The sequence below is a fragment of the Arthrobacter sp. C152 genome (assembly GCF_054890965.1).
This window is the reverse complement of record NZ_JBTZSU010000015.1, coordinates 69,306-93,092: the sequence shown is the minus strand read 5'-3', so window position 1 is coordinate 93,092 and position 23,787 is coordinate 69,306. Positions and strand designations below refer to the sequence as shown.

Genomic DNA, 23,787 nt, shown 5'->3' with positions numbered 1-23,787 from the left:
CCGGAACAACTTTCTCCCACCACGGCGCGACAGCGACCCTGAACCGCTAGCCGGTCCGCGGTGTGGTGTGCCGACGAGCTACGGTAATTCCAGCCGCATCAGCACGCGGGGAAAACCGTTCAGCACGGACCCGGTGTCCGCGGCCTTGGTGAAGCCGGCGTCCTCGAAGAGCTTGCGGGTGCCCACGTAGGCCATGGTGAGATCCACCTTGCTGCCGCCGTTGTCCACGGGATAGCCCTCGATGGCCGGCGCGCCCTGGGAGCGGGCGAAGTCAACGGCGCCGGCAAGCAGGTGGTGCGAGATGCCCTGGCCGCGGTGCCCGGGACGGACGCGCAAGCACCAGACTGACCACACGTCCTGCCCGTCCACGTGCGGGATCCTGCGGTTCCGCGCGAAGCTGGTGTCCGCGCGCGGGTGGACCGCTGCCCACCCAACTACCTCGCCGCCGTCGTACGCCAAAACGCCGGGCGGTGGATCCTGGGCCACAAGCTGCCGCACCAGTTCCCCGCGTTCCGTCCCGCGCAGGGACACGTTCTGGCTGGAAGGGATCCGGTAGCTCAGGCACCAGCAGACGGTGGCGTCGGGCCGCTTTGGCCCCACCATCGTTGCGACGTCGTCGAAACTGGTTGCCGGGTGCACCTCGATGGCCATGCTGCCCTCCTACTCACGGGAATCCGGCCGATGCTCCACCGGCGCCCCGGTTCAGGTGAACCGGGGCGCCGGGGTGCAGGCAGGAGGGTCCTAGATTCCCAGGGCTTCCTTGAGGCGGGCGACGTGGCCGTCGGCCTGGACCTGGTACTGGGCCAGGGTGACGTTTCCTTCGGGGTCCACCACAACCGTGGAGCGGACGATCCCTTCGTGGATTTCGCCGTGGACGAGCTTTTCGCCCCAAGCGCCGTAGGCCAGGGCCACGGAGTGGTCCGGGTCGGAGAGCAGCGGGAAGGTCAGGGAGAAGTCCCCGGTGAAGCCGGAAAGGGCCTCGGGGGCGTCGGGGGAGATGCCCACGACTTCGTAGCCCTTGCCCTGCAGCGATGCGAGGCTGTCGCGGAAGTCGCAGGCCTCGGTGGTGCAGCCGGGAGTGGCGGCCTTCGGGTAGAAGTACACGATGACGTTCTTGCCGCGGAAATCGGCCAAGGAGGTTTCCCGGCCCTGGGCGTCCCGGAGGGTGAACTCAGGAGCCGGGGTGCCGGGCTGGAGTTTGGTGGTCAGGGTGGGGCTCATGGCGTTCCTTTGAAAGACTCGGTCAGTGATGGCCAAACATCTAGTGAAGCGGGTTGCCGCTTAGACATACAACTCGGCCGTCATATGCAGTATTCCGCCGGTCCCCGAACGGCCGCGTGCGGGCCGGGCACAAACTGGTAGCCGCCGCCGCGCACGGTGGCCACCGCGTGGCGGGCGTTCCCCAGCTTGCGCCGGATCCTGCCGACGTACACGTCGATGGCCCGGGCCGTTGCGCCGGGGAAGTCCAGCGACTCCAGGAACTGCTGCAGTTCCTCGCGGGCCACGGTGCGGGACAGGTGGGTCACCAGGTAGCGGAGCACCTTGTATTCGACCCCGGTGAGGGGCACCGGCTGGCCGTCGAGCAGGACCATCTCGGCGGCCAGGTCCACGGCCATGGTGCTGACGGGGCCAGCCGACGGCGGCAGGTGGGGGCCGCTGTCGGACTGGGTTTCGCCGTGGTCCTCCGCGGCGCCGGGAACCGGAGAGGAGTCAGCTGCGGTTTCCGGCGTACCCGCGGAGGCCACGGACGTGGGGGCTCCGGCGGCAGGCCAGTGGACTTCCGCCTCCGGAGCAGTCTGCAGGGCCCTGGCGAGGACCATTTGGGCAGCGTGGCGCAGGATCTCGGGGCTGGTTCCTTCGGCCGGGACCACCCACAGGGCCAGTCCCCGCGCGGCTGCGCGCTTGGCAGGAACCGGACCGCGGTACGCCCCCCTGGGATGGTGGGCTTCCACTGCCATGGCGCGTCCTAGACGCCGCCGCGGCGGATCAGCCTGCCCGTGGGGGTCTGGCCGTCCACCACGGCGCCGCGCAGGAAGGTCTTGCGGACCACGCCCGCGAGGGTCTTGCCGTCATACGGGGTGATGGGGTTCTTGTGCTTGAGCTTGGAGACGTCCACCACGAAGGCCTCGTCCGGGGCGAAGACGGCGAAGTCGGCGTCGTAGCCCAGCGCCAGCTGGCCCTTGTTGGTGAGGCGGGCCAGGTTGGCCGGCTTTTCCGCCATCCAGGACACCACCTGCTCGAGCGGGATGCCGCGCTGCCGCGCCTCGCTCCAGATCAGGGACAGGCCAAGCTGCAGCGAGGAGACGCCACCCCAGGCGACGGCGAAGTCGCCGTTCTCGAGGTCCTTCAGGTCCAGGGTGGAGGGGGAGTGGTCGGAGACGATGCAGTCGATGGTGCCGTCCAGCAGGCCCTGCCACAGCAGTTCCCGGTTGGAGGCCTCGCGGATGGGCGGGCAGCACTTGTAGGCTGTGGCGCCGTCCGGGATTTCCTCCGCCATCAGCGTCAGGTAGTGCGGGCACGTTTCCACGGTGAGCTTAACGCCGTCGCGCTTTGCGGAGGCGATCATGGGCAGTGCGTCCGACGACGACAGGTGCAGGATGTGCGCACGCGCGCCGGTCCAGCGGGCCCGTTCGATGACCTCCGCGATGGCCTTGTTCTCGGCGCCGCGGGGGCGGGAGGCCAGGAACGTGGAGTAGTGGTCGCCGCCGGGGTGCGGGGCGCGGTCGATGGCGTGCGAGTCCTCGGCGTGGACGATCATGAGCGAGTCGAAGGACTTCAGCTCGGCCATGTCCTCTTCCATCTCGTCCGCGTCCAGGTGCGGGAACTCATCCACGCCGGAGTGCAGCAGGAAGCACTTGAAACCGAAGACGCCCTCGTCGTGCAGGGGGCGGAGGTCGGCCTTGTTGCCGGGGATGGCGCCGCCCCAGAACCCGACGTCGATGAACGCCTGGTCCTCGGCCACCTCGCGCTTGAGCTTGAGGTTTTCCACGGTGGTGGTGGGCGGGACGGAGTTCAGCGGCATATCGATGATGGTGGTGACGCCGCCGGCTGCCGCGGCGCGGGTGGCGGAGGCGAAGCCTTCCCACTCGGTGCGGCCCGGTTCGTTGACATGGACATGGGTGTCCACCAGGCCGGGAAGCAGGGTCTCGTCGTCGGCGAGTTCGATGACTTCGGCGCCGGCCAGGCCGTTGCCCAGCGGCTCGATGGCGACGATCCTGCCGTTGCGGACACCCACCTCGCGCGGGGCGATGCCGGCGGTGGTCAGGATGCGCTGGCCCCGGATGACCAGGTCAAAACGTTCTTCAGACACGGAGGTCCTCCTTGGTACTTGCAGGACTGGAAGGCCTTCCGGCCGCCAGCCGTTCGCTGATCTGGGTGCCCAGCTGCTGCAGAAGCTGTCCAGCCTCTGATATGCACCTGTTTACATCGCTTTCGAGTTCGGTCAAAGCGTAAACGGCTTCGAATCCTGCGGCCGCCGCCTGGCTTCGTTCCAGGGTGGTGCGGCCGCACACGGCGATGACGGGAACGCCCTGGCCCGCGGCGGCCCGGGCGACGCCCATGGGCGTCTTGCCGAGCAGGCTTTGCTCGTCCAGGCTGCCTTCGCCGGTAACCACCAGGTCCGCGCCGGCAAGGCGTTCGGCCAGCCCGGTGAATTCGAGGACGACGTCGATGCCCGGCCGCCGAGTTGCGGCCAGGACGGCGATGGCGGCGTAGCCCACGCCGCCGGCTGCTCCGGCTCCGGGAGCCTCGGCGGCCTTGACGGCGCGGAATCCGATTTCCCTGGCCAGGACTTCGACAAACCTGGCCAGGGCGGCGTCGAGCATGCCGACGTCTTGTGGTGTGGCACCCTTTTGCGGGCCGAAAACCGCCGCGGCGCCCTGGGCGCCCAGCAGGGGGTTGTCGACGTCGGATGCCAGCACGAAGCGTGTATCCACGAGGCGGGGTTCGAAGTGGGTGAAATCGATGCTGTGCAGGTTGGCCAGCGCAGCCCCGCCGGGTGGAAGTTCGTTGTTCCTGCTGTCCAGGAACCTGGCGCCAAGTCCCTGCAGGAGCCCCGCGCCGCCGTCGGTATTGGCACTGCCCCCGACGCCGAGCACGATCCGCCGGCAGCCGGCGTCGAGCGCTGCCCGGATGAGCTGGCCGGTGCCCAGGCTGGTGGCCGTGGTGGCTGCGGCGCGGTCCGGCCGGCCGCCCTGTACCCGGGGGACCAGCGCCAGCCCGGACGCCGTGGCCATCTCGATGACGGCTTCGTGCCCCCGGACGGCGAAGTCGGCGTCGACCGGCTCGCCGGTGGGGCCGGTGACCGTTGCCGTGCGGCGGGTGAAGCCGGAGCCGACGGCGGCGTCGAGGGTGCCCTCGCCGCCGTCGGCCACCGGAATCCGGACGACGTCCAGGTTGCTGCCCGCCGCGCGCTGCAGGCCCCGCTCAAGATGGGCGCACACCTCCGGGGCGGACAGCGATCCCTTGAACTTGTCCGGGGCAATCACGATCCGCATGGTTAGCCCTGCAGTGCCAGGATGGCGGTGGGGGCGTCGGCTGCGGTTTCGGCGAGTTCCTCGAACTCGTTCACGGCGTTGATTTCCACGCCCATGGAGATGTTGGTGACCTTTTCCAGGATCACTTCCACCACCACGGGAACCTGGAACTCGCCCATCAGGGCCTTGGCCTTGTCGAACGCGGCGGCCAGGTCGTTGGGGTCCTCGACGCGGACGGCCTTGCAGCCCAGGCCTTCGGCCACCTTGAGGTGGTCCACGCCGTAGCCGCGGGTGTCCTCGGACAGGTGCGCGCTGTTGATGTTTTCGAACGCCAGGGACACGTTCTGTTCCATGTTGAATCCGCGCTGGGACTGGCGGATCAGGCCCAGGTAGGAGTTGTTCACCACCACGTGGATGTACGGCAGGTTGAACTGCGCGCCCACGGCCAGTTCCTCGATCATGAACTGGAAGTCGTAGTCGCCGGAGAGGGCCACCACGGTCTGGTCCGGGTTGGAGCGGGCGACGCCGAGGGCGGCCGGGGCGGTCCAGCCCAGCGGGCCTGCCTGGCCGGCGTTGATCCACTTGCGCGGGCCGAACACGTGCAGCATCTGCGCGCCGGCAATCTGCGACAGGCCGATGGTGGACACGTAGGTGGTGTCGCGGCCGAAGGACTTGTTCATCTCCTCGTACACGCGCTGCGGCTTGATGGGGATGTTCTCGAAGTGGGTCTTGCGGTGCAGGGAGGCCTTGCGGTCCTGGCACTCGGCAACCCAGGCGCTGTAGTCCGGCAGGGACCCGGCAGCAGCCCGCTCCTTGGCGAGCTCAACCAGCCCGGCCAGCGCTGCGCCGGCGTCGGACGCGATGCCCAGGTCCGGGGAGAACACGCGGCCGATCTGCGTGGGCTCGATGTCGATGTGCACGAACTTGCGGCCGGCGGTGTAGGTTTCCAGGCCGCCGGTGTGGCGGTTGGCCCAGCGGTTGCCGATGCCGATCACGAAGTCGCTCTGCAGGTAGTTCTCGTTGCCGTAGCGGTGGGAGGTCTGCAGGCCCACCATGCCGGCCATGAGCTGGTGGTCGTCCGGGATGGTGCCCCAGCCCATCAGGGTGGGGATGACCGGCACGTTCAGGGTCTCGGCCAGTTCCACCAGCTGGGCGGAGGCGCCGGCGTTGATGATGCCGCCGCCGGCCACGATCAGCGGGTGCTTGGCGGCCAGGAGCATGTCCAGGGCCTTGTCCAGCTGCTTGCGGGAGGCCTTGGGCTTCTCGACCGGCAGGGGCTCGTAGGCGTCGATATCGAATTCGATTTCCGCCATCTGCACGTCGATGGGCAGGTCCAGCAGCACGGGGCCGGGGCGGCCGGAGCGCATCACCTGGAAGGCCTTCTGGAAGGCGCCGGGAACCTGGCCGGGCTCCAGGATAGTCATGGCGAACTTGGTGACGGGCTTGGCGATGGACTCGATGTCCACGGCCTGGAAGTCTTCCTTGTGCAGCTTGGCCACCGGCGCCTGGCCGGTGATGCAGAGCATGGGGATCGAGTCTGCCCAGGCGGCGTAGAGGCCGGTGATCATGTCGGTGCCGGCGGGACCGGAGGTGCCGATGCAGATGCCGATGTTGCCGTCCTTGGCGCGGGAGTAGCCGTCGGCCATGTGGCTGGCGCCTTCAACGTGGCGGGCCAGCGTGTGCCGGATGCCGCCGTGGGCGCGCATGGCGGAGTAGAAGGGGTTGATGGCCGCGCCTGGCAGGCCGAACGCCTCGGTGGCGCCTTCCTTTTCCAGGATGGCCACCGCTGCATCAACGGTACGCATCTTGCTCATGGGGTGCTCCTTGAAAGCTTGTGGTTCGGCCCGGTGGTTGAGCCTGTCGAAACCTGTTTTTGGGTGTGCTGAAGGAAGGCCCCTTGGATCAGGGCTTTCGAAGTTTGTTGGTTGAGCTTGTCGAAACCTGGATTTCGACAAGCTCAATCACCGGTACTGGCTGTGCGCTACTTCCTGCCGCTGAGCTGCAGGACCTGCTTGAAGAGTCCGGAGTGGTCCAGTGCGCCGTCGCCCTGGTTGACGGTGGCGGCGACGAGCTGGGCGACGACGGCGCCGAGCGGGATGGCGACGTTGGCTTCGCGGGCGGCGGAGGTGACGATGCCCAAGTCCTTGTGGTGCAGGGCGAGGCGGAAGCCGGGGTCGAAGTTGCGGTCCAGCATCTTCTGGCCCTTCTGGTCGAGGACCTTGGAGCCGGCCAGGCCGCCGCCGAGGACCTTGAGGGCGGCGTCGGTGTCCACCCCGTAAGCCTCGAGGAAGGCGATGGCCTCGCCGAGGACCTCGATGTTGACGGCGACGATCAGCTGGTTGGCTGCCTTGACGGTCTGGCCGGAGCCGGAGGGGCCGACGTGGACGATGGTCTTGCCGACGGCGTTCAGGACGTCCTGGGCGTCGTCGAAGTCTGCCTTGTCGCCGCCGACCATGATGGACAGGACGGCGTCGATGGCGCCCTGTTCGCCGCCGGAGACCGGGGCGTCGAGCGGGCGGATGCCGGCGGCCTTGGCTTCTTCTGCCAGGCGGACCGCGACGTCGGGGCGGATGCTGGAGGCGTCGATCCACAGGGTGCCCTGCTTGGCGTTGGCGAAGACGCCGTCCTTGCCGCTGACTACGGCCTCAACGTCGGGGGAGTCCGGCACCATGGTGATGACGACGTCGGCGTCCTTGACGGCGTCCGCGATGCTGGAGGCGCCCTTGCCGCCTTCGGAGACGAGCTTGTCGATCTTGTCCTGGCTGCGGTTGAAGCCGGTGACGGTGTGGCCGGCCTTGACCAGGTTGATGGCCATGGGCAGGCCCATGATTCCGAGGCCGATGACTGCAACGTTGCTCATGATGGTTCTTCTTTCTGAAGTCTTTGGTGGTTACTTGGCGACGCGTTCGCGGATGGCCCAGCTGAAGGCCGTCTCCTGCGGTTCCTTGTATTCGAGGCCGATGTAGCCCTCGTAGCCGAGTTCGCGGCTGCGGGCGATCCATTCGCCGAGCGGGAGGGTGCCGGTGCCGGGGGCGCCGCGGCCGGGGTTGTCGGCGATCTGGATGTGGCCGAAGTCCTTGGCGTGGTTTTCGATGACGGCTGCGACGTCGTCGCCGTTGACTGCCAGGTGGTAGAAGTCGGCGAGGAGCTTGATGTTGCCGACGCCGGCCTCCTCCTTGACGCGGGCGATGACCTTGAGTGCGTCGTCGGCGGTCAGGAGCGGGTACTTGGGTGCGCCGCTGACGGGTTCGAGGAGGACGGTGCCGCCGATGCGGGCGACGCCCTCGGCAGCCGCCGCCAGGTTCCTGGCAGCCAGTTCGTCCTGTTGTTCGGGGGTGGAATCGTCCTGCCGGTTGCCGTAGAGGGCGTTGAAGGCCTTGCAGCCCAGGCGCTCGCCGATGCCGGCCACAACGTCGATGTTGTCCTTGAACTCGGCCTCGCGCCCCGTCCAGGAGACCAGGCCGCGATCGCCGCCGGGCATGTTGCCGGCGTTGAAGTTCAGGCCGGTGAGCTGGACGCCGGCGTCCTTGATGGCGTTCTCGAACCTGGTGACTTCGCTGTCTGCGGGGACGGAGGTTTCGAAGGGCCACCAGAACTCGACGGCATCGAAGCCTGCCGCCTTGGCTGCGGCGGGGCGCTCGAGCAGGGGCAGCTCCGTGAGGAGGATGGAGCAGTTCACTGTGTACGTCATCGTAGGTCCTTCCGAGGGAGGGGCTTTGATCTATCTTCCCTTGCTTCCGGGATCTCGACCGTTTCCGCTTTGTGGAATTTAGATTCTGCTTTATGAAAAGTGTAGGGAATGTGGTGCTGGGGAGTCAAGGGGAGGGCGGGGCGGTGCAACAGTAGGTGTCAGGCTGTACCGGCGTTGGGTTAAAGGACAAGGGGTCCCGTGCGCTTCTGCGCACGGGACCCATTGCGGTTTTGATCGCTCACCCGCCTGCTGGGGCTACCACATTGCGTTGCTGAGGGGTGTGACCGAGAGGCTTTCGAGTCTGGCGGTTCCGCCTTCTGCGAAGACCGAAAGGGCGCTGGCACCTGCTGCCGGGAACACCTCGTCAGTCAGTGTCGCCAGGCCGTCCTGTGCAAAAACTTCGACCGAAGCCCGGTCAACGTAGAGCCGGAGGTGAAGCCTGCCATTGATGAGTTGCACGGGGACGTCGTCCACGGACGGGAAGGCAGGGTGGAACCCGGTGGTTCCGGAGTTGGTCCTGTCGATGAAGGCCCGGGCGGCGGGCACGGAGTAGCCCACCCGGGTGGCCTGGGTTCCGCTGCCCAGGACGTTGAGCCCAAAGGATGAGGCGGTGCCAGGGGAGAACTCGGCATCTATCTGGACCACATCGCCGGACACTGGGAGGCTCGTTGTGCCCGGCCGGATGTCCTGGGCCTGCGCCGTGGAGTAGGCGGCCGCCGAATTCTTCAGGGCGTCGGCCTGGGCTACAACTTTTTGCCGCAGCCGCGGCCCCTGGCCGGTCTGTGTAAGAGTTACCTCCCGGGGGAGTGCCATGGTGCCGCGCCAGGTGGTGGTGGGAGTTGACTGCCCGTAGTCCCAGTTGTTCATCCAGCCCAGCATGATCCGCTTGCCGTCCGGCACATTGCCGAAGGAGACGGCGGCGTAGTAGTCCCTGCCCCAGTCCAGCCAGTCGTACTGTTCAAGCCTGCTGGTGTCCGAGGCAATAAATTCATCGGCCAGTATGTGCCCCCAACCGCCGCGATTGTTGTCCACGACCCGTAGGGTGGCCTGGCTGCCTTTGAATTCACTGACATCCCAGGATTTCCAGTCCAGGTGCTCGGAATCGGAGCCTGTCACCGTCCCTACTATCTGGCCGTTCACCACCAGGTTGACGGTGGTTTCGCTGCTTCGTGGCTTGGCAGGTTCGGAGCCGATAACCATGTTGTCCAATGTGAGGTGACCCCATGGTCCCGTGGCGTTATCCACGACCCGGATCCTGGCGGCCTGGCCAAAGAACTGCGACACGTCCCAGTTTTTCCAGTTCAGGTCCCCGGAATCGCTGCCCGTGGCGCTGCGCACCGGGACACCGCCAACCAGGAGTTCCACCTGGAGTTGGCCATCGCTGCGGTTGCCGCCTCCCAGCAGGAACCCGATGTTGGTGTTGGTGAGGTAGAACTCCGGCGAGGTGATGGTGCCGGTGTTGTCATCTGCCTTCGGGCCGCCTTCAAACGTGTTGATTCTCTTGCCGATGGCGAATTCGCCGCCCGTGCCGGACGGATTGCGGGAAGCCTCGAAATCTCCCGTGAGCTGCCAGCCGGCGTCGGTAAGGGTGCCGGGATAATCAAAGCCGTCAAACAGCAGATAGCCGGGCGGGGGCTGGTTGCCCGCCTGTTCGCCGGGCAGCCGGGGATGGTTTCCACCACCGGCCAGGAAATTGATGTAGTCCCGGCTGATACTGAACGGCGCGGACTCCAACGTACCCACAGGCTGGTCGCCGCCCCGGAACCCGTTTACGAACCCCGCGCCGATGGCACCCGACACCGTCTGCTGACCCGGCAGCGTTCCGGAGGCAGGTTCCGTTCCCCAAGGCCCGGACGGGTTGGCCGGATCGTTCTGAACGGTCCAGCCGTCGTAGCTGCCGCTATTAAAGCCGGCAAGAGACGTGCCCGGGGGCGGCACATCCACCGGGTCGGTGGATTCGGAGCTGAACGTTGTCCCGTTGAACGAGCCGACAAAGTACTGGCCGCCGCTGCCGCCGGCCACGGCGCCAGGATTGATGTTCACCACCAGCACCCACTTGATGTTGCCGGGGTCTCCGTCAACGGCCAGCGGGTACAGGTCGGGGCATTCCCACTGCCCGCCCGTGGCGTTGGCCGGTTGGAAGTCGTCCAGGTAGTCCCAGGTCTTCAGGTCCGCGCTTTTGTAGAACAGCACCCGGTGCTCATTGGCCTCCACCGCCGCCATCACCCAGTAGGAACCGGCCGGCCCCTCGTACCGGAACACCTTGGGGTCCCGGAAGTCGCTGGTGTTCCGGTTCAGGACCGGGTTGCCGGAGTACTTGGTCCAGGTCTGTCCGTCGTCGAGACTGTAGGCGAGCGATTGCGCCTGTTTTCCGGCCAGTGTGGGGTGGGCACCGGTGAAGTTGCTGGTGTACATCGCCACCAGCGGTGGATTCTGCAGGCTGCCAAACCCGCTGGTGTTTTGGGCGTCCACCACAACGGAGCCGGAGAAGATGTCTTCAATGGCCTGGCCGGATGCGTTGAAGGTCTGCGGAATCGCCAGCGGCTGCTCCTGCCAGTGGAGCAGGTCGGTGGAGGTGGCATGCCCCCAGCTCATGTTTCCCCACGTGGTTCCCAGGGGGTTGTACTGGTAGTACATGTGGTACACGCCTTTGTAGTACACCAGCCCATTGGGGTCGTTCATCCAGTTTTGCCGCGGGGTGTAATGCAGGTACGGCCGGTATTGCTGGGCGGCGGGGTCCGGGTCGGTGGCCCTGGCCGGGATGGGCGCCAGGGCGAGCGCCGACGCGGCCAGCACTGCCGCCGCCGCCATCACCCGACCCGGCCTCATGCGACTGATCATCGTTGATTCCTGTCTCTGGTGCCTCCGGTCGGGCTGGATCAGGGTGTGGGCCGGAACGAATACGAGCCCGTGTAGGACACGAATTCGGCGGCTGTGCCGCTGTCCAGCACCTTGGTGCCGGTGGTGGAACCATCCAGAATGACGGTCTTTGCGGCCACGGATGCGATGGTGTTGTTCGCCGCGATGTAGTTGTTGGAGCCGGCTGCCACCAGGATGATGGTGGGCGCCTGCCCGGCGGGACTCACCGATGCCGCAGGTACGTCGAAGGAGAAGTGGTTTCCGGTGACCGTATTGCCGCTGCCTGCCAGGTGGACAAGCCCGAAGAGGTCATCCAGCCCGTTGTTGTAGGGCTTCAGCGGGTCAAACGGTTCAATCTGGCGCAGGAAGTGGTTGGCGCCCAGCAGGTTCTCGGTGCAGCTGCCCTCAAAGTTGACCATGCCCGGATAGAAGGCGTGGAACCTGTTGGCGGTAATGGATGAGCGCGTGCAGTTTTTAAAGTGCACACTGCTCTTTCCCCGGGGGAAGACATTGTTGCTGCCGACCAGCAGTCCCATGTGCCCTTCTGCGAAGATGGAGAAGCCCACGTACCCCGCGCCAATCAGGTTGTCCGTTACCTTGGAGGCCTGGCCGGAACCCGTCAATTCCACGCAGCTGCCACACTCGGCAAGGAAGTTGCCGCTTACGCTCAGGGCGTCGGCGTCCCGCACCACCAGTCCATGCTCCAGGTAGACCATTCCCATGCCCTCGACCCGGCAGGAATCATTCGCAGAGTCGAACCGGATCCCGGTCTTTCCGTTGACGTAGGAGTTCTGGTTGGAGCCGAACGAGACGCCGTCCAGGCAGAAATTCTGAAACACGACGGAACTCAGCCGGGGGTCGCCCGTGCGGAAGACGCGGAACGCCTCGGCGTTACCGTCTGTATTTTCGACCCGGACTCGGCTGCCACCGGGATTGATCTCGTACCAGCTGGAGGTGTTGCCGGCGTTGTAGCGGATGCTGCTGGAGGTGAACCCATGGCCGGACCCCCGGACGGTCAGGAAACTGATGTCCACATTGACGCGGGTCTTGAGCGAATAGTCGCCTGGCGGAATATAGACGACGGCGCCTGGCTTGGAGGCCTGGTTGGTCTGCTGGGACTTCACATCGGCAATGATGCTGTTGATGATGAGCCCGATGTCGTTGTAGGGAGTGGCTGAAGGGTTTCCTGGGACGGGCCAGGTGGTGACGTCGTAAACAGTGGTCAAGGCTGATGCTCCTACCTCGTTGTGGGAATGCGTAGCTGATCGGTGAAACGGGCCGAGGGCCGGTTAAAGAACACCAATGAGGTGCCGGTGGCCCGAAGCCTGGGGAACCTCCCTTTCCAGGGGCGGCTGCTGGCCATTCTCAACGTGGCCACTTGCTGCGCCGGCAGTATTGGCTGCGCAGAGCGTGGCGGTGAGGGCTGCCAGTGAGGCCGCTCCTGCCCGAAGGACTGCCCTGCGGTCTGGTTGGTACGTGTGGGCTTGCACGGAAACTCCTTTGTTTGAGGCCGCAGGAAGGCCCGGACCTGTGGAAGGCCTGGTGCGGAAGCGTCAATCGAGGGCTGAAGTGCCAAACATGCCAAAACGATTTATCGTGTGGCTGCGCATCACGTTAGGGCGTTTGGGCCCAACGCGTCAATAGTCGGAATTCGCATCCGAGTGACGCTTGACACTCCGAGCGGCCAGGGCCTATCTTGTTGCCAAGTCGTTTTGGCAAAACGATTTTTCACCCCGGATCATTCTCACCCTTCCGTTCGAGAGAAAGTGAGTCGACAGCGATGTCCACTCGTAAAATCATCAACCGGCTCGCCATCGGCGGCATCTGCACCGCCGTCGCGTTGACCGCCTCAGCATGCGGCGCAGGGGGCCCGGCCGCCACGTCGGGAAGCGCCGGCACCAGCACCGTCAACGTCCTGGTCGAAGCCGGCGGCCACGCCGAGCTCACCGGTGTAGCCGAACAGTGCAAGAAAGACACCGGCGTCGACGTCAACTTTGTCGAACTGCCCTACGACGGCATGTTCAACCGGCTCTCCAGCGAATTCTCCTCCGGCAACGTCTCCTTCGACGTGGCCGCCCTGGACTCCGTCTGGCTGCCCAGCTTCAAGGACGCCGTCCAGCCCATCGACGAGCTCTTCACCGATGAGGCCAAAAAGGACATCTTCCCGGCCCTGGTCAAGGAAGCCAACGTTGACGGCCACTTCATCGGCATGCCCGCGTGGACCAACGCCGAAATCATCCTCTACCGCAAGGACCTCTTCGAGGACGCCAAGAACAAGGCCGACTTCCAGGCCAAGTACGGCTACGCGCTCGCAGCGCCCACCACGTGGAAGCAGTACCAGGACATTTCAGAGTTCTTCACCAAGGACGGCATGTACGGCACGGACGTCAAGGGCGGCGTGGAAACGGAATGGCTGGCCCACGTCCTGCAGGCAGGCTCGCCCATGGTCCTGGATGCCAAGAACAACGCGGTCATCGACAACGCCGCCCACAAGGAAGCCCTGGACTTCTACACCAGCCTGGTCAAGGACGCCCCGTCCGGTGCCGCGCAGGTGGACTGGGCCGCCGCACAGAACCTCTTCAACCAGGGCAAGACGGCGATGACCCGCTTCTGGGCCCACGCCTACCGCCAGATTCCCAAGGACTCCGCCGTGGCAGGCAAGGTCGGAGCGGCCCCGATGATCGCCGGCTCCGCCGGCGTCGGCGGCGTCCCCGGGCCTTGGTACCTCACCGTCCCCAAGGCCACCAAGAACGCCGAGGCCGCCAAGAAGTTCGTCAAGTGCGCCTACGACTACAACGACAAGGGCATCGAATCCAGCCTGGGCCTGGCCGCCCGCATCTCGGCCTTCCAGAAGTACCAGGACCAGCCCGGCTACGAGAGCTTCAAGCCGCTGATCGAAACCCTCAACGGCAAGGCCACCGCCACCCGCCCGGCCACCGAAAAGTGGCAGCAGATCGTGGACACCGTCCTGGTGCCCATGCTGCAGAAGGCCGTGGCCGGCGGTGACTCCGCCACCCTCCTCGCTGACGCCAAGAAGCAGATCGAGGCCCTCCTCAAGTAAGACCACCGCGGCCGGCACCTGCCGATGCGGCACCGCAAGCGCGGTGCCGGCCGCGGCCCCAACCAGCGGAAGAGAAAACCGTGCGTATCTCCGATCGCCGCTTCGCATTGTTCCTGATGACACCAGCGGCGCTGTTCCTGGCAGTGTTTGTGGCCTTCCCGCTGTTCCGCCTGGTGGCGGACAGCTTCTTCAAGATTTCGCCGATCGCCGGCGGACCCCGCGACTTCGTGGGCCTGGACAACTACTTCCGGGCCTTCGCCTCCGAAGCCTTCACCGGCGCCGGCTGGCGGACCCTCGCCTACACCCTCGTGGTGGTGACGCTCGAGTTCGCGCTCGGCCTGGGCATGGCGCTGCTGTTCACCATGCTGGGCAAGAGCTCCCAGATCTGGCGGACCGTGTTCATGTACCCGCTGATGATCGCGCCGATCGTGGCGGGCCTGCTCTGGAAGTTCCTGATGATCGACAACTTCGGCCTCATCGGGACCCTCCTGCACCAGGCGGGCATCCTGTCCAATCCCAACCAGATCGGCTGGCTGTCCGACCCCAAGATCGTGCTCTTCTCGGTGGCCATCCCGGACATCTGGCTGACCACCTCGTTCATGTGCCTGGTGCTCTTCGCCGGGCTGCAGAACATCCCGGGGGACCTCATCGAGGCGGCCCGGCTGGACGGCGCACGGGCACCCGCCCTGCTGTTCCGCATCATCCTGCCGCTGCTGCGCCCCGTCATCGCCGTTGCCCTGGTGGTCCGCGGCATCGACGCGGCCAGGGCCTTCGACACCATCCTCATCCAGACCAACGGCGGCCCGCAGTCCGCCTCGGAAACCATGAGCCTGCTGATATACCGCACCATGATCCGCTTCGGCGATCCCGGGCTGGCCAGCGCCATGGGCACCATCTACCTGCTGGCGATGCTCGCCGTCGCATTCTTCGCGGTGGCCACCATCTGGCGGCCAGGAAAGGACAACTGATGCGCGTCGCCGAAAGAACCAGGCACGACGCCGGCACCCCGGCCAAGGCGGCCGCGGCACCTGCCGCGGGATCCGCCGTCGCCCGTCCCCGCAAACGTCGCGGCGTCAACCGCGAAGGCCTGGAAGCCGGCCGGCGCGGCACCCGCACCCTGCTGTGGACCCTGCTCGCAGCGGCCATGGTGCTGTACGGCTTCCCGTTCCTGTACCTGCTGTTCACGTCCTTCAAGACCCCCATCGACACCATCGCGGTCCCGCCGACGATCCTGCCCAGGGAGTGGACGCTGGAAAATTACGCCAATGCGCTGGGCCGCAGCGGGGTGCCAGCCTCCTTTATCAACAGCATCCAGACGGCAGTCATCAGCACCGTCCTCTCCCTGGTGCTGGCAGTACCTGCCGCCTACGGAATCACGCGTTACAAGACCCTCAGCGGCCGCATCTTCATCATGGCCGCGCTGGTCACCCGGATGGTGCCGCCGGTGGCCATCGGCATCCCGCTGGCGTCCATGATGGCGTCGATGGGCCTGGCCGACACGCCGATCGCCCTCGCCATCGCCCACACCACCATCTCGCTTCCGCTGTCGATCTGGCTGATGTCCAGCTTCTTCGAAGCGGTGCCGAAAGACCTGGAAGAAGCCGCGACGGTGGATGGCTGCAGCAGGCTCGGAGCCCTGTGGCGGGTGGTGATCCCGGTGGTTTCCGGCGGCATCGCCGTGACCGCGATCTTCGCCTTCCTGGCCTCGTGGAACGAATTCCTGTTCGCCCTCCTGATGACCGCAATCCGTTCGCAGACCACCCCCGTGGTGATCGCGAACTTCCAGACCCAGTTCGGCCTGGACTGGGGATCCATGACAGCGCTGGCCGCCGTCTACTCCATCCCGGTCATCCTCCTCACGCTGCTCCTGCAGCGCAAGATCGTTGCCGGCATGACGCTCGGCGCCGTCAAGGGTTAGACAACCAACGAGTAGCCTACTGGTAACCCCAGGGGCATCACCGACCATAAGGACGTGGGAGACAGATGAGCAACAAGAACATCAACATCAAGGACGTGGCCGTTGCGGCCGGCGTCTCTGTGACCACTGTCTCCCATGTCCTGAACGAGGTCTCCTACGCCCGGATCAGCCCCAAGACCAGGGACAAGGTCAGGACCGTCGCGGAGCAGCTGGGCTACGGACCCAACCGCCTCGCCCAGGCGCTGCGGACGCAGAGGACCGGGATGCTGGGGCTGGTCAGCGAGGATATCGCCACCACGCCCCACGCCGGCCGGATCATCCTCGGCGCCGACGAAGCAGCCAAAGCCCGCGGCTACAACCTCATGATCATCAACACCTCGGGATCGGCCAGCCTCGAATCCCGGCAGGCCGACGTCGAGGCCCTCCTGGAGCGCCGGGTGGACGGCATCCTCTACGCCACCATGTACCACCGCAACGTGGAGCTGCCCGGCAACCTGGGCAACGTTCCCTCCGTCCTGGTTGACTCCGTTGCCCTGGGCGGAAACATCACCGCCGTGATTCCGGACGAGGAAGGCGGTGCACGGACCGCCGTGCGCGCGCTCCTCGACGCGGGCCACACCCGGGTGGGATACCTCAACAACACCGACGACGTCCCGGCCACCCACCAGCGGCTTCATGCCTTCCGGGCCACGCTGAACGAAGCAGGGCTCGACGGCGCCTCCGCGCCTGTCGAGGCAGAGGCGTCCGAGGTGCAGGGCGGCTATGCGGCGGCACTGCGGATGCTCTCACGCGAGGACCGGCCGACGGCACTGTTCTGCTACAACGACCGCATGGCGATGGGTGCCTACCGCGCGGCAGCGGAGCTGGGGCTTGCCATCCCCACCGACCTGTCCGTGGTGGGATTCGACGACCAGGAACTGATTGCCGCCAACCTGCAACCGGGCCTCACCACCGTTGCCCTGCCGCACTACGAAATGGGTGCCTGGGCCACCGAGCACCTGATTGACGCCGTGGAGGGCAAAACCGACCTCACCCTCATGGCACTTCACCCGACCATCCTGGACTGCCCCCTCGTGCGCCGCGAATCCGTCGCGGCTCCCCGGCCATAGCAGCCAGCCCACCGACACTTCCCACAAAGGACCCGCCCGACATGTCCAGTTGCCTTGATGCCGCACGCCCGGAAACAGACCCCGGGGAGACCTCCGGATACCGGCCTGCCATCCACTTCACGGCACGGGATACCTGGCTGAACGATCCCAACGGCCTGGTCTTCCACGACGGCCTCTACCACCTCTTCTTCCAGAACAACCCGTTCGGCAACGTCTGGGGCAATATGTCCTGGGGCCATGCCACGTCCCGCGACCTGCTGCACTGGACCGAACATCCCGTTGCCATCGCTTGCGACGAAGTGGAGGACGTCTTCTCCGGGAGCATCGTGGTGGACCACGGCAACACCTCCGGTTTCGGCATGGACGGCGCACCGGCCCTCGTCGCCGTCTACACCAGTGCCTTCAAGTCCGGAACCGACCACGGCGGCACGCAGGCCCAGTCCCTGGCCTACAGCACGGACGGCGGGATGACGTGGCGGAAATACGCCGGCAACCCCGTCCTCACCAGGAATTCAGCGAACTTCCGCGACCCCAAAGTTTTCCGCTACGAAGGGGACAACGGGGCCTGCTGGATCATGGTCGCCGTCGAGGCGGTGCAGCAGAAAGTGGTCTTCTACCGTTCGGAAGACCTCAAGGCCTGGCAGTTCCTGTCCGATTTCGGTCCCGCCAACGCCGATGCCGGCGAATGGGAGTGCCCGGACCTCTTCCCCCTGCCGGTGGACGGGGACCCGGACAACACCAAGTGGGTGCTGATTGTCAACGTCAACCCCGGCGCGGTGGCCGGCGGTTCCGGCGGCCAGTACTTCGTGGGGCATTTCGACGGCGTCCGGTTCGTCCCGGACGCCTGCTCGCTTCCGGTGCCGGGCGGGGTGAGTGCCCTCGGCGATACGCCGGCGGCCGCGGCGGCCCTGCAGGAATGCCTGTGGCTGGACTGGGGACGCGACTGCTACGCCTCCGTATCCTTCAGCAACGCCCCGGACGGGCGGCGCATCATCATCGGGTGGATGAACAACTGGGACTACGCCAACCAGTTGCCGACGCACCCGTGGCGGTCCTCCATGACCCTCGCCCGGGAAGTGCGCCTCGCAGCGGTCAACGGTTCGGCCCGGCTCGTTCAGCGGCCGCTCCTGGCCGTGGATCCGGCAAGTGAGGGGTCCACAGACTGCACCACTGACGTGGTGCTGGACAACTCGGCGCTCAGGCTGCCGGACGCCGTACCAGGCAGGGCACAGGTCATCGAGGCGGAGATCCTGCCCGGAACCGCCGGCCGTGTCGAGTTCCGGCTCTTCGGAAGCAGCGACGGCGCCACGGGGGCGGTCCTCAGCTACGACCCGGCCACCGCCAAACTCACCCTTGACCGCCGGCAGTCGGGAGACACCGGCTTCCACGGGAAGTTCCCCTCGGCCGAGTCAGCCCCGCTGGTCCTTGAGGACGGCGTGCTCACGCTGCAGATCGTCGTCGACCATTGCTCGGTGGAAGTCTTCGCGCAGGGTGGCCTGGTGGTCCTGACCGACCTCATCTTCCCCGACACCGGAAACCAGGAAAACTGGCTGTCCGCCGTAGGCGGCCCGGCAAGCGTGCTGAAGCTCGCGGTCTCATCACTCACCTGAAAGGTCCCACCATGCCAACACCGCAGCACACCGACGCCGGCCTGATACCCGCTGACGTGGTTGTCGTCGGCGAAGCCCTCGTGGACATCGTCGTCTCTCCCCAGGGCACTGTGGAGCACCCCGGCGGATCGCCGGCAAACGTGGCCTACGGGCTCGGACGGCTCGGCGCCGACACCGCATTGCTGACCTCGATAGGCGACGACCACCATGCCGCCGCCATCGAGAGGCACCTCCACAGCGCCGGCGTCCGCCTCCTGCCCGGCTCCCGCGTCCGTGGCGGAACTGCCACGGCTACTGCTGTCCTGGCCTCCGACGGCTCAGCCCACTACGACTTCGACATCCGGTGGGACCTCCCCGGGATCGCGCCGGCCACGCTGCCAAGGATCCTGCACACCGGCTCGATCGCCACCTTCCTGGCGCCGGGTGCGGCCGTTGTCCGGGAACTCCTGGCGCAATCGCATGAGCGCTGCATGGTCACCTACGACCCCAACATCCGCCCCGCCCTGCTCGGCAGCCAGCATGAGGCGAGAACCATCTTCGAGGAGCTGGTCCAGTTCACGGAGGTGGTCAAACTCAGCGACGAGGATGCCCGGTGGCTTTATCCGCGGCTGTCCCCGGACGAAGTCTCCCGACGTATCCTCGGCTTGGGGGCCGGGCTTGTCGCCGTCACCCTGGGAGCGGACGGTTCCCTGCTTACGACGGAGGGCGCGCGGGTGGCAGTTCCCCCGGTCAGGTCCACCGTTGCCGACACCATCGGGGCCGGGGACTCGTACATGTCTGCCCTGATCTACGGGCTCCTGATGCGCGGGGCGGACGGGCTGGCACCCTCAGTGCTGGAGTCGCTGGGCCGCATGGCATCCAAGGCCGCGGCCATCACGGTACGCCGCCCCGGCGCCCATCCACCCACGCTGGAGGAACTGCAGGAAGATCTCCCGGAGCACCAGGCGGTGGCACAATGACACAACACCAAGGGGAAGAACCTATGTCGAGCAACAACTACTACGACGTGACTGCGTGGCCCGTCGGCAATGCCTTCAAGGACGTCGGCGAAGTCATCAACAGCATCATCGCCGACATCAAGGACCGGCAGACCGCCACCAATGCGGACAGCGGCGGAAAACCGGGCGCCGTGATCTACCTTCCGCCGGGGGACTACCACCTTCGCACCCAGGTGCTGATCGACATCAGCTTCCTCCGGATCGAGGGCTCGGGCCATGGCTTCACGTCCTCGAGCATCCGGTTCAACGTCCCCGAAGACGAATGGCCCGGCCTGCACGAGATTTGGCCCGGCGGCAGCCGCGTCCTCGTGGACCTTCCGGTGGATCCTGCCGCGGAAGCGTCCAAGGGAGCCGCTTTCTACATTGAACGCAGCGGCGACCCGAGGATCAGCTCGGTGGAGTTCTCCAACTTCTGCATCGACGGCATGCACTTCACCGCGGACGGCTCGGGACTGCATCCGGAGAACACCTACGTCAACGGCAAGACCGGCATCTACGTGGCGAGCGCCAACGACTCATTCCGCGTGAACGGCATGGGGTTCGTCTACCTGGAAAACGCCCTCACCATCTACCACGCGGACGCACTGTCCGTCCACGACAACTTCATCGCCGAATGCGGCAGCTGCATCGGGCTGCGCGGATGGGGCCAGGCGTCCAAGATCACCAACAACCTGGTGGGCGCGGGCTTCAAGGGCCACTCGATCTATGCCGAGAACCACGGCGGCCTGCTGATCACCGCGAACAATGTCTTCCCCCGCGGCGCGAGCAGCGTCCACCTCCACGGAGTCACCCGCTCAAGCGTCACCAACAACCGCCTGCATTCGTTCTATCCCGGAATGGTGGTCCTCGCGGCGAACAGTTCGGAAAACCTCGTGGCCACCAACCACTTCCTGCGGGACCACGAGCCTTGGACGCCGTTCCTGGGGATCGACAACGGCGTGGACGACCTCGCGGGGCTCCTTGCAGTCAACGGAGACAACAACTCGGTCATCGGCAACCACTTCTCCGAGGTCATCGATGCGCAGTCCATCCGGCCGGAGGGCGCCACACCGGTCATCATCCGCCTGGGCACGGGTGCCGGCAACTTCGTCTCCAACAACCATGTGGTGGCGCTGGACGTGCACGCCACCTCCAGCGACTCCTGCTACTCGGCACAGGTGGATGCCCTGCTGGCCACCGGAGCGTCGGACGCGCTCGGTGTTACGGCCGTCATGGTCGACTCCGGATCGGCACGGAACACGATCCTTGATTCGGGCACCGAAGCGCAGGTTATCGCGGACCGGACCGCCAATGCGGTGAGGGCCACCCCCGCAATCGGGGGATAACGCGCAGGGGTCCCCGGTGCGGCCAACGCACCGGGGACCTTCTGCAACGCTTGGGGCTTAGTGCTGCAGGTCCTTCCCCTTTGTCTCGGGGATGGTGAACACGAAGGCCGCGCTGACCGCCAGCAGCAGCACCGCGTAAACGTTGAACACCTGCGGCGCGCCCAGCGAGGAGCCCAGCCACTGCTGCAGGTACGGTGCGGTCCCGCCGAACAGCGCCACGCAGATGGAGTAGGGGACGCCCACGCCCACGGTGCGGATCGACGTCGGGAACAGCTCGGCGTAGACGGCCGGCACAATGGCGGCGCTCGCGGCGATGAAGACCAGCATCACGGACATGGAAACCGCCAGCTGCCAGGCGGAATCCTTCAGTAGCCATGTCATGGGGAAGTGGAACAGGGCCGAGCCGGTGGCGCCGGCCCACAGCACCTTCTTGCGCCCGATCCGGTCCGACAGCTTGCCCCACACGGGCAGGGCGGCGATGAACACGATGTTGGCGACCACGCCGGCCCACAGGGCTTCGCCGCGGTCGATCTTCAGGGCCGTGGTGGCGTAGCTCGGTGCCACGACGCCCCAGATGTAGTAGATGACGGTGAGGCCGACGGTCAGGCCGATCACCTGCAGCGCCTGCTTGCGGTACCGGACCACCTGCGGCCAGATCGGGGCGCGCTTCTCCGCCAGGGCTTCGCCCTCGAATGCCTCCGTCTCGTGCAGGCGGGAGCGCATGATCAGCGCGTACAGGCCCATTGCGGCGCCGATCAGGAAAGGAATCCGCCAGCCCCAGGCGTTCATCGCTTCGGTGCTGAGGGCCATGTTCAGCACGGCGCCGAGCAGCGTGCCGAACAGGATGCCCACGGTCCCGGACGTGTAGATCAGGGTGGCCCAGAATCCGCGGTGCTCCCTCGGTGCCATTTCGGACAGGTACGTTTGCGACGACGGCAGCTCGCCGCCGTGTGCCAGGCCCTGGACCAGCCGGGCCACCAGCAGCATCAGCGAGGCGAACGCCCCGACGGCCGCGAAGGTGGGCGCGACGCCGATCATCAGGCTGCCCAGGGAAGCGAGGCCGACGGCCAGGGTCATCGACGCCTTCCGGCCCACCCGGTCGCCGATCCAGCCAAAGAGGAAGCCGCCGAAGGGCCGTGCCACGAAACCGACGGCGAAAATCGCGAGGGTGGACAGCACGGCCGACGCCGGGTCCTGCTTGCTGAAGAGCTGGCTGGCGATGAACGGTGTGAAGGTGGCGTAGATGGCCCAGTCGTACCATTCGACGGCGTTGCCGATGCCGGTGCCGACGATGGTCTTCGCGGTGGACATGCGTCCAGTCTGTGGCGTGGTTGCTGCAACGGACATGATCTTCTTCCTGGGTGTTGTTTCGGTTGTGGTGGAACGGGCGGCGGCGCTGCTGCCCTTAGGCGCGCTGTTCATGGTCAGCAGGCCCGCGAAAGCGCGGACAGCCGGGAAACGGCAAGCTCTGCGTACAGTGCGGCCCCGTCAGCCAGCACGCCGTCGTCGAACGTTGCGTACGGTGAGTGGTTGAACGGCGAGGTGGCCGGGTCCCCGCCCGGGGCGACGGCGCTAAGGCCCACGAACGTGCCGGGCACCTCGGCCAGCACCCGGGAGAAGTCCTCCGAGCCGCTCAGCGGGGTGGCCCAGCGCGAGAGGCGGCGCTCGCCGAAGAGTTCCGTGATCACCTTCTCGGCGGTGTGCGTTTCGTCCTCGTCGGTGATGGTGAGCGGGTACTCCTGCAGGTAGTCGACGGCGACCTCCACCCCGTGGGCGGCCGCAATCCCCTTGAGCAGGCGGGGCACGGCGTCCATCATCTTCACGCGCGAGGCTTCGGAGAACGTGCGGATGGTGGCCTCGATGCGCGCGGATTCGGGGATGACGTTGCGCTTGGTGCCGGCGTGCAGCACCCCCACGGACAGGACCACGGGATCGAACATGTTGAACTGCCGGGTGACCATCACCTGCAGGGCGGTGACCATCTCCGCGGCAACGGTGACGGGATCCTTCGCCGAATGCGGGGCGGAGCCGTGGCCGCCGGCGCCGAGTACGGTGATCTCCAGGCCGTCGGAGGCGCTGAGCATGACGCCGGGTTTGGTGCAGAAGGTGCCGTGCGGTTCGAGCGAGGAGAACACGTGCATGCCGTACGCGGCCTGGACGCGGCTGCCGGCGGCGTCCAGGACGCCTTCGCGCAGCATGTAGCTGGCGCCGTCGAACCCTTCCTCGCCGGGCTGGAACATCAGGACGACGTCGCCCTGGAGCAGGTGCCTCTTCTCGGCCAGGAGGGTGGCGGCTCCGGCGAGCATGGAGGTGTGCAGGTCGTGGCCGCAGGCGTGCATCGCGCCGTCCGCCTGCGACGTGAAGTCGACCCTGGTCTTTTCCTGGACGGGCAGTCCGTCCATGTCTGCGCGCAGGAGGACTGCCGGGCGCTGTTCCCCGGCACCAGGATTCCCGCCGCGCAGCACGGCGGTGACCGACGTGGTGTCCTTGCCCAGGGTGATCTCATAGGGCAGGCCGTCCAGGGCCTGGAGGACGCGCTCCTGGGTCCGCGGAAGCTGCAGCCCGATTTCGGGCTGCCGGTGCAGGTCGTGGCGGAGCCGGATGAGGTCTTCCTGCAGGTCTTTGGCGTCGTCGGCAATGGGCACGTGGTTACTCCTTGGCATTGGCATCAGGGCTCGTGGACTATTCTGAAGTGGCGTGGTTCACATTCGGTGAAAGCGCTGGAAATATGCTTTGGCTTA

General features: G+C 66.4%; 19 protein-coding genes. 7 read left to right on the top strand and 12 right to left on the bottom strand.

Going from position 1 to position 23,787, the window contains the following annotated elements:
• Window positions 1-78: 78 nt before the first annotated feature.
• The 10 genes from ACYSM9_RS12445 to ACYSM9_RS12400 form a co-directional block, all read right to left on the bottom strand.
• Window positions 79-651 carry a GNAT family N-acetyltransferase gene (locus ACYSM9_RS12445; RefSeq protein WP_461857272.1) on the bottom strand — a complete coding sequence of 191 codons (573 nt, stop codon included), beginning with the start codon at window positions 649-651 and terminating at the stop codon, window positions 79-81.
• Window positions 652-741: 90 nt separating this feature from the next.
• The gene (gene bcp / locus ACYSM9_RS12440) at window positions 742-1,221 is read right to left on the bottom strand and encodes a thioredoxin-dependent thiol peroxidase (protein WP_461857271.1); all 480 of its coding nucleotides are present in this window, start codon (window positions 1,219-1,221) and stop codon (window positions 742-744) included.
• An 80-nt stretch (window positions 1,222-1,301) separates the two neighbouring features.
• The gene (locus ACYSM9_RS12435; RefSeq protein ID WP_461857270.1) at window positions 1,302-1,958 is read right to left on the bottom strand and encodes a winged helix-turn-helix domain-containing protein; all 657 of its coding nucleotides are present in this window, start codon (window positions 1,956-1,958) and stop codon (window positions 1,302-1,304) included.
• Between the two features lie 8 nt (window positions 1,959-1,966).
• Complete coding sequence (allB, locus tag ACYSM9_RS12430) at window positions 1,967-3,310, bottom strand: allantoinase AllB (RefSeq protein WP_461857269.1); 1,344 nt, start codon at window positions 3,308-3,310, stop codon at window positions 1,967-1,969.
• Complete coding sequence (locus ACYSM9_RS12425; protein WP_461857268.1) at window positions 3,303-4,496, bottom strand: glycerate kinase; 1,194 nt, start codon at window positions 4,494-4,496, stop codon at window positions 3,303-3,305. The genes allB and ACYSM9_RS12425 overlap by 8 nt, the downstream gene beginning before the upstream one ends.
• 2 nt (window positions 4,497-4,498) lie before the next feature.
• A complete protein-coding gene (gene gcl, locus ACYSM9_RS12420) occupies window positions 4,499-6,289 on the bottom strand; it encodes a glyoxylate carboligase (RefSeq protein ID WP_461857267.1) in 1,791 nt (596 codons plus the stop codon).
• 167 nt (window positions 6,290-6,456) lie between these two features.
• Window positions 6,457-7,335 (bottom strand): 2-hydroxy-3-oxopropionate reductase, encoded by an 879-nt coding sequence (locus tag ACYSM9_RS12415; protein ID WP_461857266.1) that lies wholly within the window; start codon window positions 7,333-7,335, stop codon window positions 6,457-6,459.
• A gap of 30 nt (window positions 7,336-7,365) precedes the next feature.
• Complete coding sequence (locus ACYSM9_RS12410; protein WP_461857265.1) at window positions 7,366-8,166, bottom strand: hydroxypyruvate isomerase family protein; 801 nt, start codon at window positions 8,164-8,166, stop codon at window positions 7,366-7,368.
• Window positions 8,167-8,421: 255 nt separating this feature from the next.
• Window positions 8,422-11,007: a GH32 C-terminal domain-containing protein gene (locus tag ACYSM9_RS12405; protein WP_461857264.1), complete on the bottom strand. Its 2,586-nt coding sequence runs from the start codon at window positions 11,005-11,007 to the stop codon at window positions 8,422-8,424.
• A gap of 38 nt (window positions 11,008-11,045) precedes the next feature.
• The gene (locus ACYSM9_RS12400) at window positions 11,046-12,251 is read right to left on the bottom strand and encodes a NosD domain-containing protein (RefSeq protein ID WP_461857263.1); all 1,206 of its coding nucleotides are present in this window, start codon (window positions 12,249-12,251) and stop codon (window positions 11,046-11,048) included.
• A gap of 554 nt (window positions 12,252-12,805) precedes the next feature.
• On the opposite strand from ACYSM9_RS12400, the gene ACYSM9_RS12395 reads away from it, so the two are divergent.
• From ACYSM9_RS12395 to ACYSM9_RS12365, 7 genes are all read left to right on the top strand, one after another.
• Complete coding sequence (locus tag ACYSM9_RS12395; RefSeq protein WP_461857262.1) at window positions 12,806-14,086, top strand: ABC transporter substrate-binding protein; 1,281 nt, start codon at window positions 12,806-12,808, stop codon at window positions 14,084-14,086.
• Window positions 14,087-14,166: 80 nt separating this feature from the next.
• Window positions 14,167-15,054 carry a carbohydrate ABC transporter permease gene (locus tag ACYSM9_RS12390; protein ID WP_461857261.1) on the top strand — a complete coding sequence of 296 codons (888 nt, stop codon included), beginning with the start codon at window positions 14,167-14,169 and terminating at the stop codon, window positions 15,052-15,054.
• Complete coding sequence (locus tag ACYSM9_RS12385) at window positions 15,054-16,004, top strand: carbohydrate ABC transporter permease (protein WP_461857260.1); 951 nt, start codon at window positions 15,054-15,056, stop codon at window positions 16,002-16,004. Before ACYSM9_RS12390 ends, ACYSM9_RS12385 begins: the two co-directional genes overlap by 1 nt.
• 65 nt (window positions 16,005-16,069) lie before the next feature.
• Window positions 16,070-17,113, top strand: a complete 1,044-nt coding sequence (locus ACYSM9_RS12380) for a LacI family DNA-binding transcriptional regulator (RefSeq protein ID WP_461857259.1) — start codon at window positions 16,070-16,072, stop codon at window positions 17,111-17,113.
• Window positions 17,114-17,154: 41 nt separating this feature from the next.
• The gene (locus ACYSM9_RS12375) at window positions 17,155-18,723 is read left to right on the top strand and encodes a glycoside hydrolase family 32 protein (protein ID WP_461857258.1); all 1,569 of its coding nucleotides are present in this window, start codon (window positions 17,155-17,157) and stop codon (window positions 18,721-18,723) included.
• Window positions 18,724-18,734: 11 nt separating this feature from the next.
• Window positions 18,735-19,682 carry a carbohydrate kinase family protein gene (locus tag ACYSM9_RS12370; protein ID WP_461857257.1) on the top strand — a complete coding sequence of 316 codons (948 nt, stop codon included), beginning with the start codon at window positions 18,735-18,737 and terminating at the stop codon, window positions 19,680-19,682.
• 23 nt (window positions 19,683-19,705) lie between these two features.
• Entirely contained in the window at window positions 19,706-21,046 is a 1,341-nt protein-coding gene (locus ACYSM9_RS12365; RefSeq protein WP_461857256.1) for a right-handed parallel beta-helix repeat-containing protein, read from the top strand.
• A 57-nt stretch (window positions 21,047-21,103) separates the two neighbouring features.
• Here ACYSM9_RS12365 and ACYSM9_RS12360 read toward each other — a convergent pair whose 3' ends face one another.
• Complete coding sequence (locus ACYSM9_RS12360) at window positions 21,104-22,393, bottom strand: MFS transporter (protein WP_461857255.1); 1,290 nt, start codon at window positions 22,391-22,393, stop codon at window positions 21,104-21,106.
• Window positions 22,394-22,470: 77 nt separating this feature from the next.
• Window positions 22,471-23,691: a M20 metallopeptidase family protein gene (locus tag ACYSM9_RS12355; RefSeq protein ID WP_461857254.1), complete on the bottom strand. Its 1,221-nt coding sequence runs from the start codon at window positions 23,689-23,691 to the stop codon at window positions 22,471-22,473.
• Window positions 23,692-23,787 lie beyond the last annotated feature (96 nt).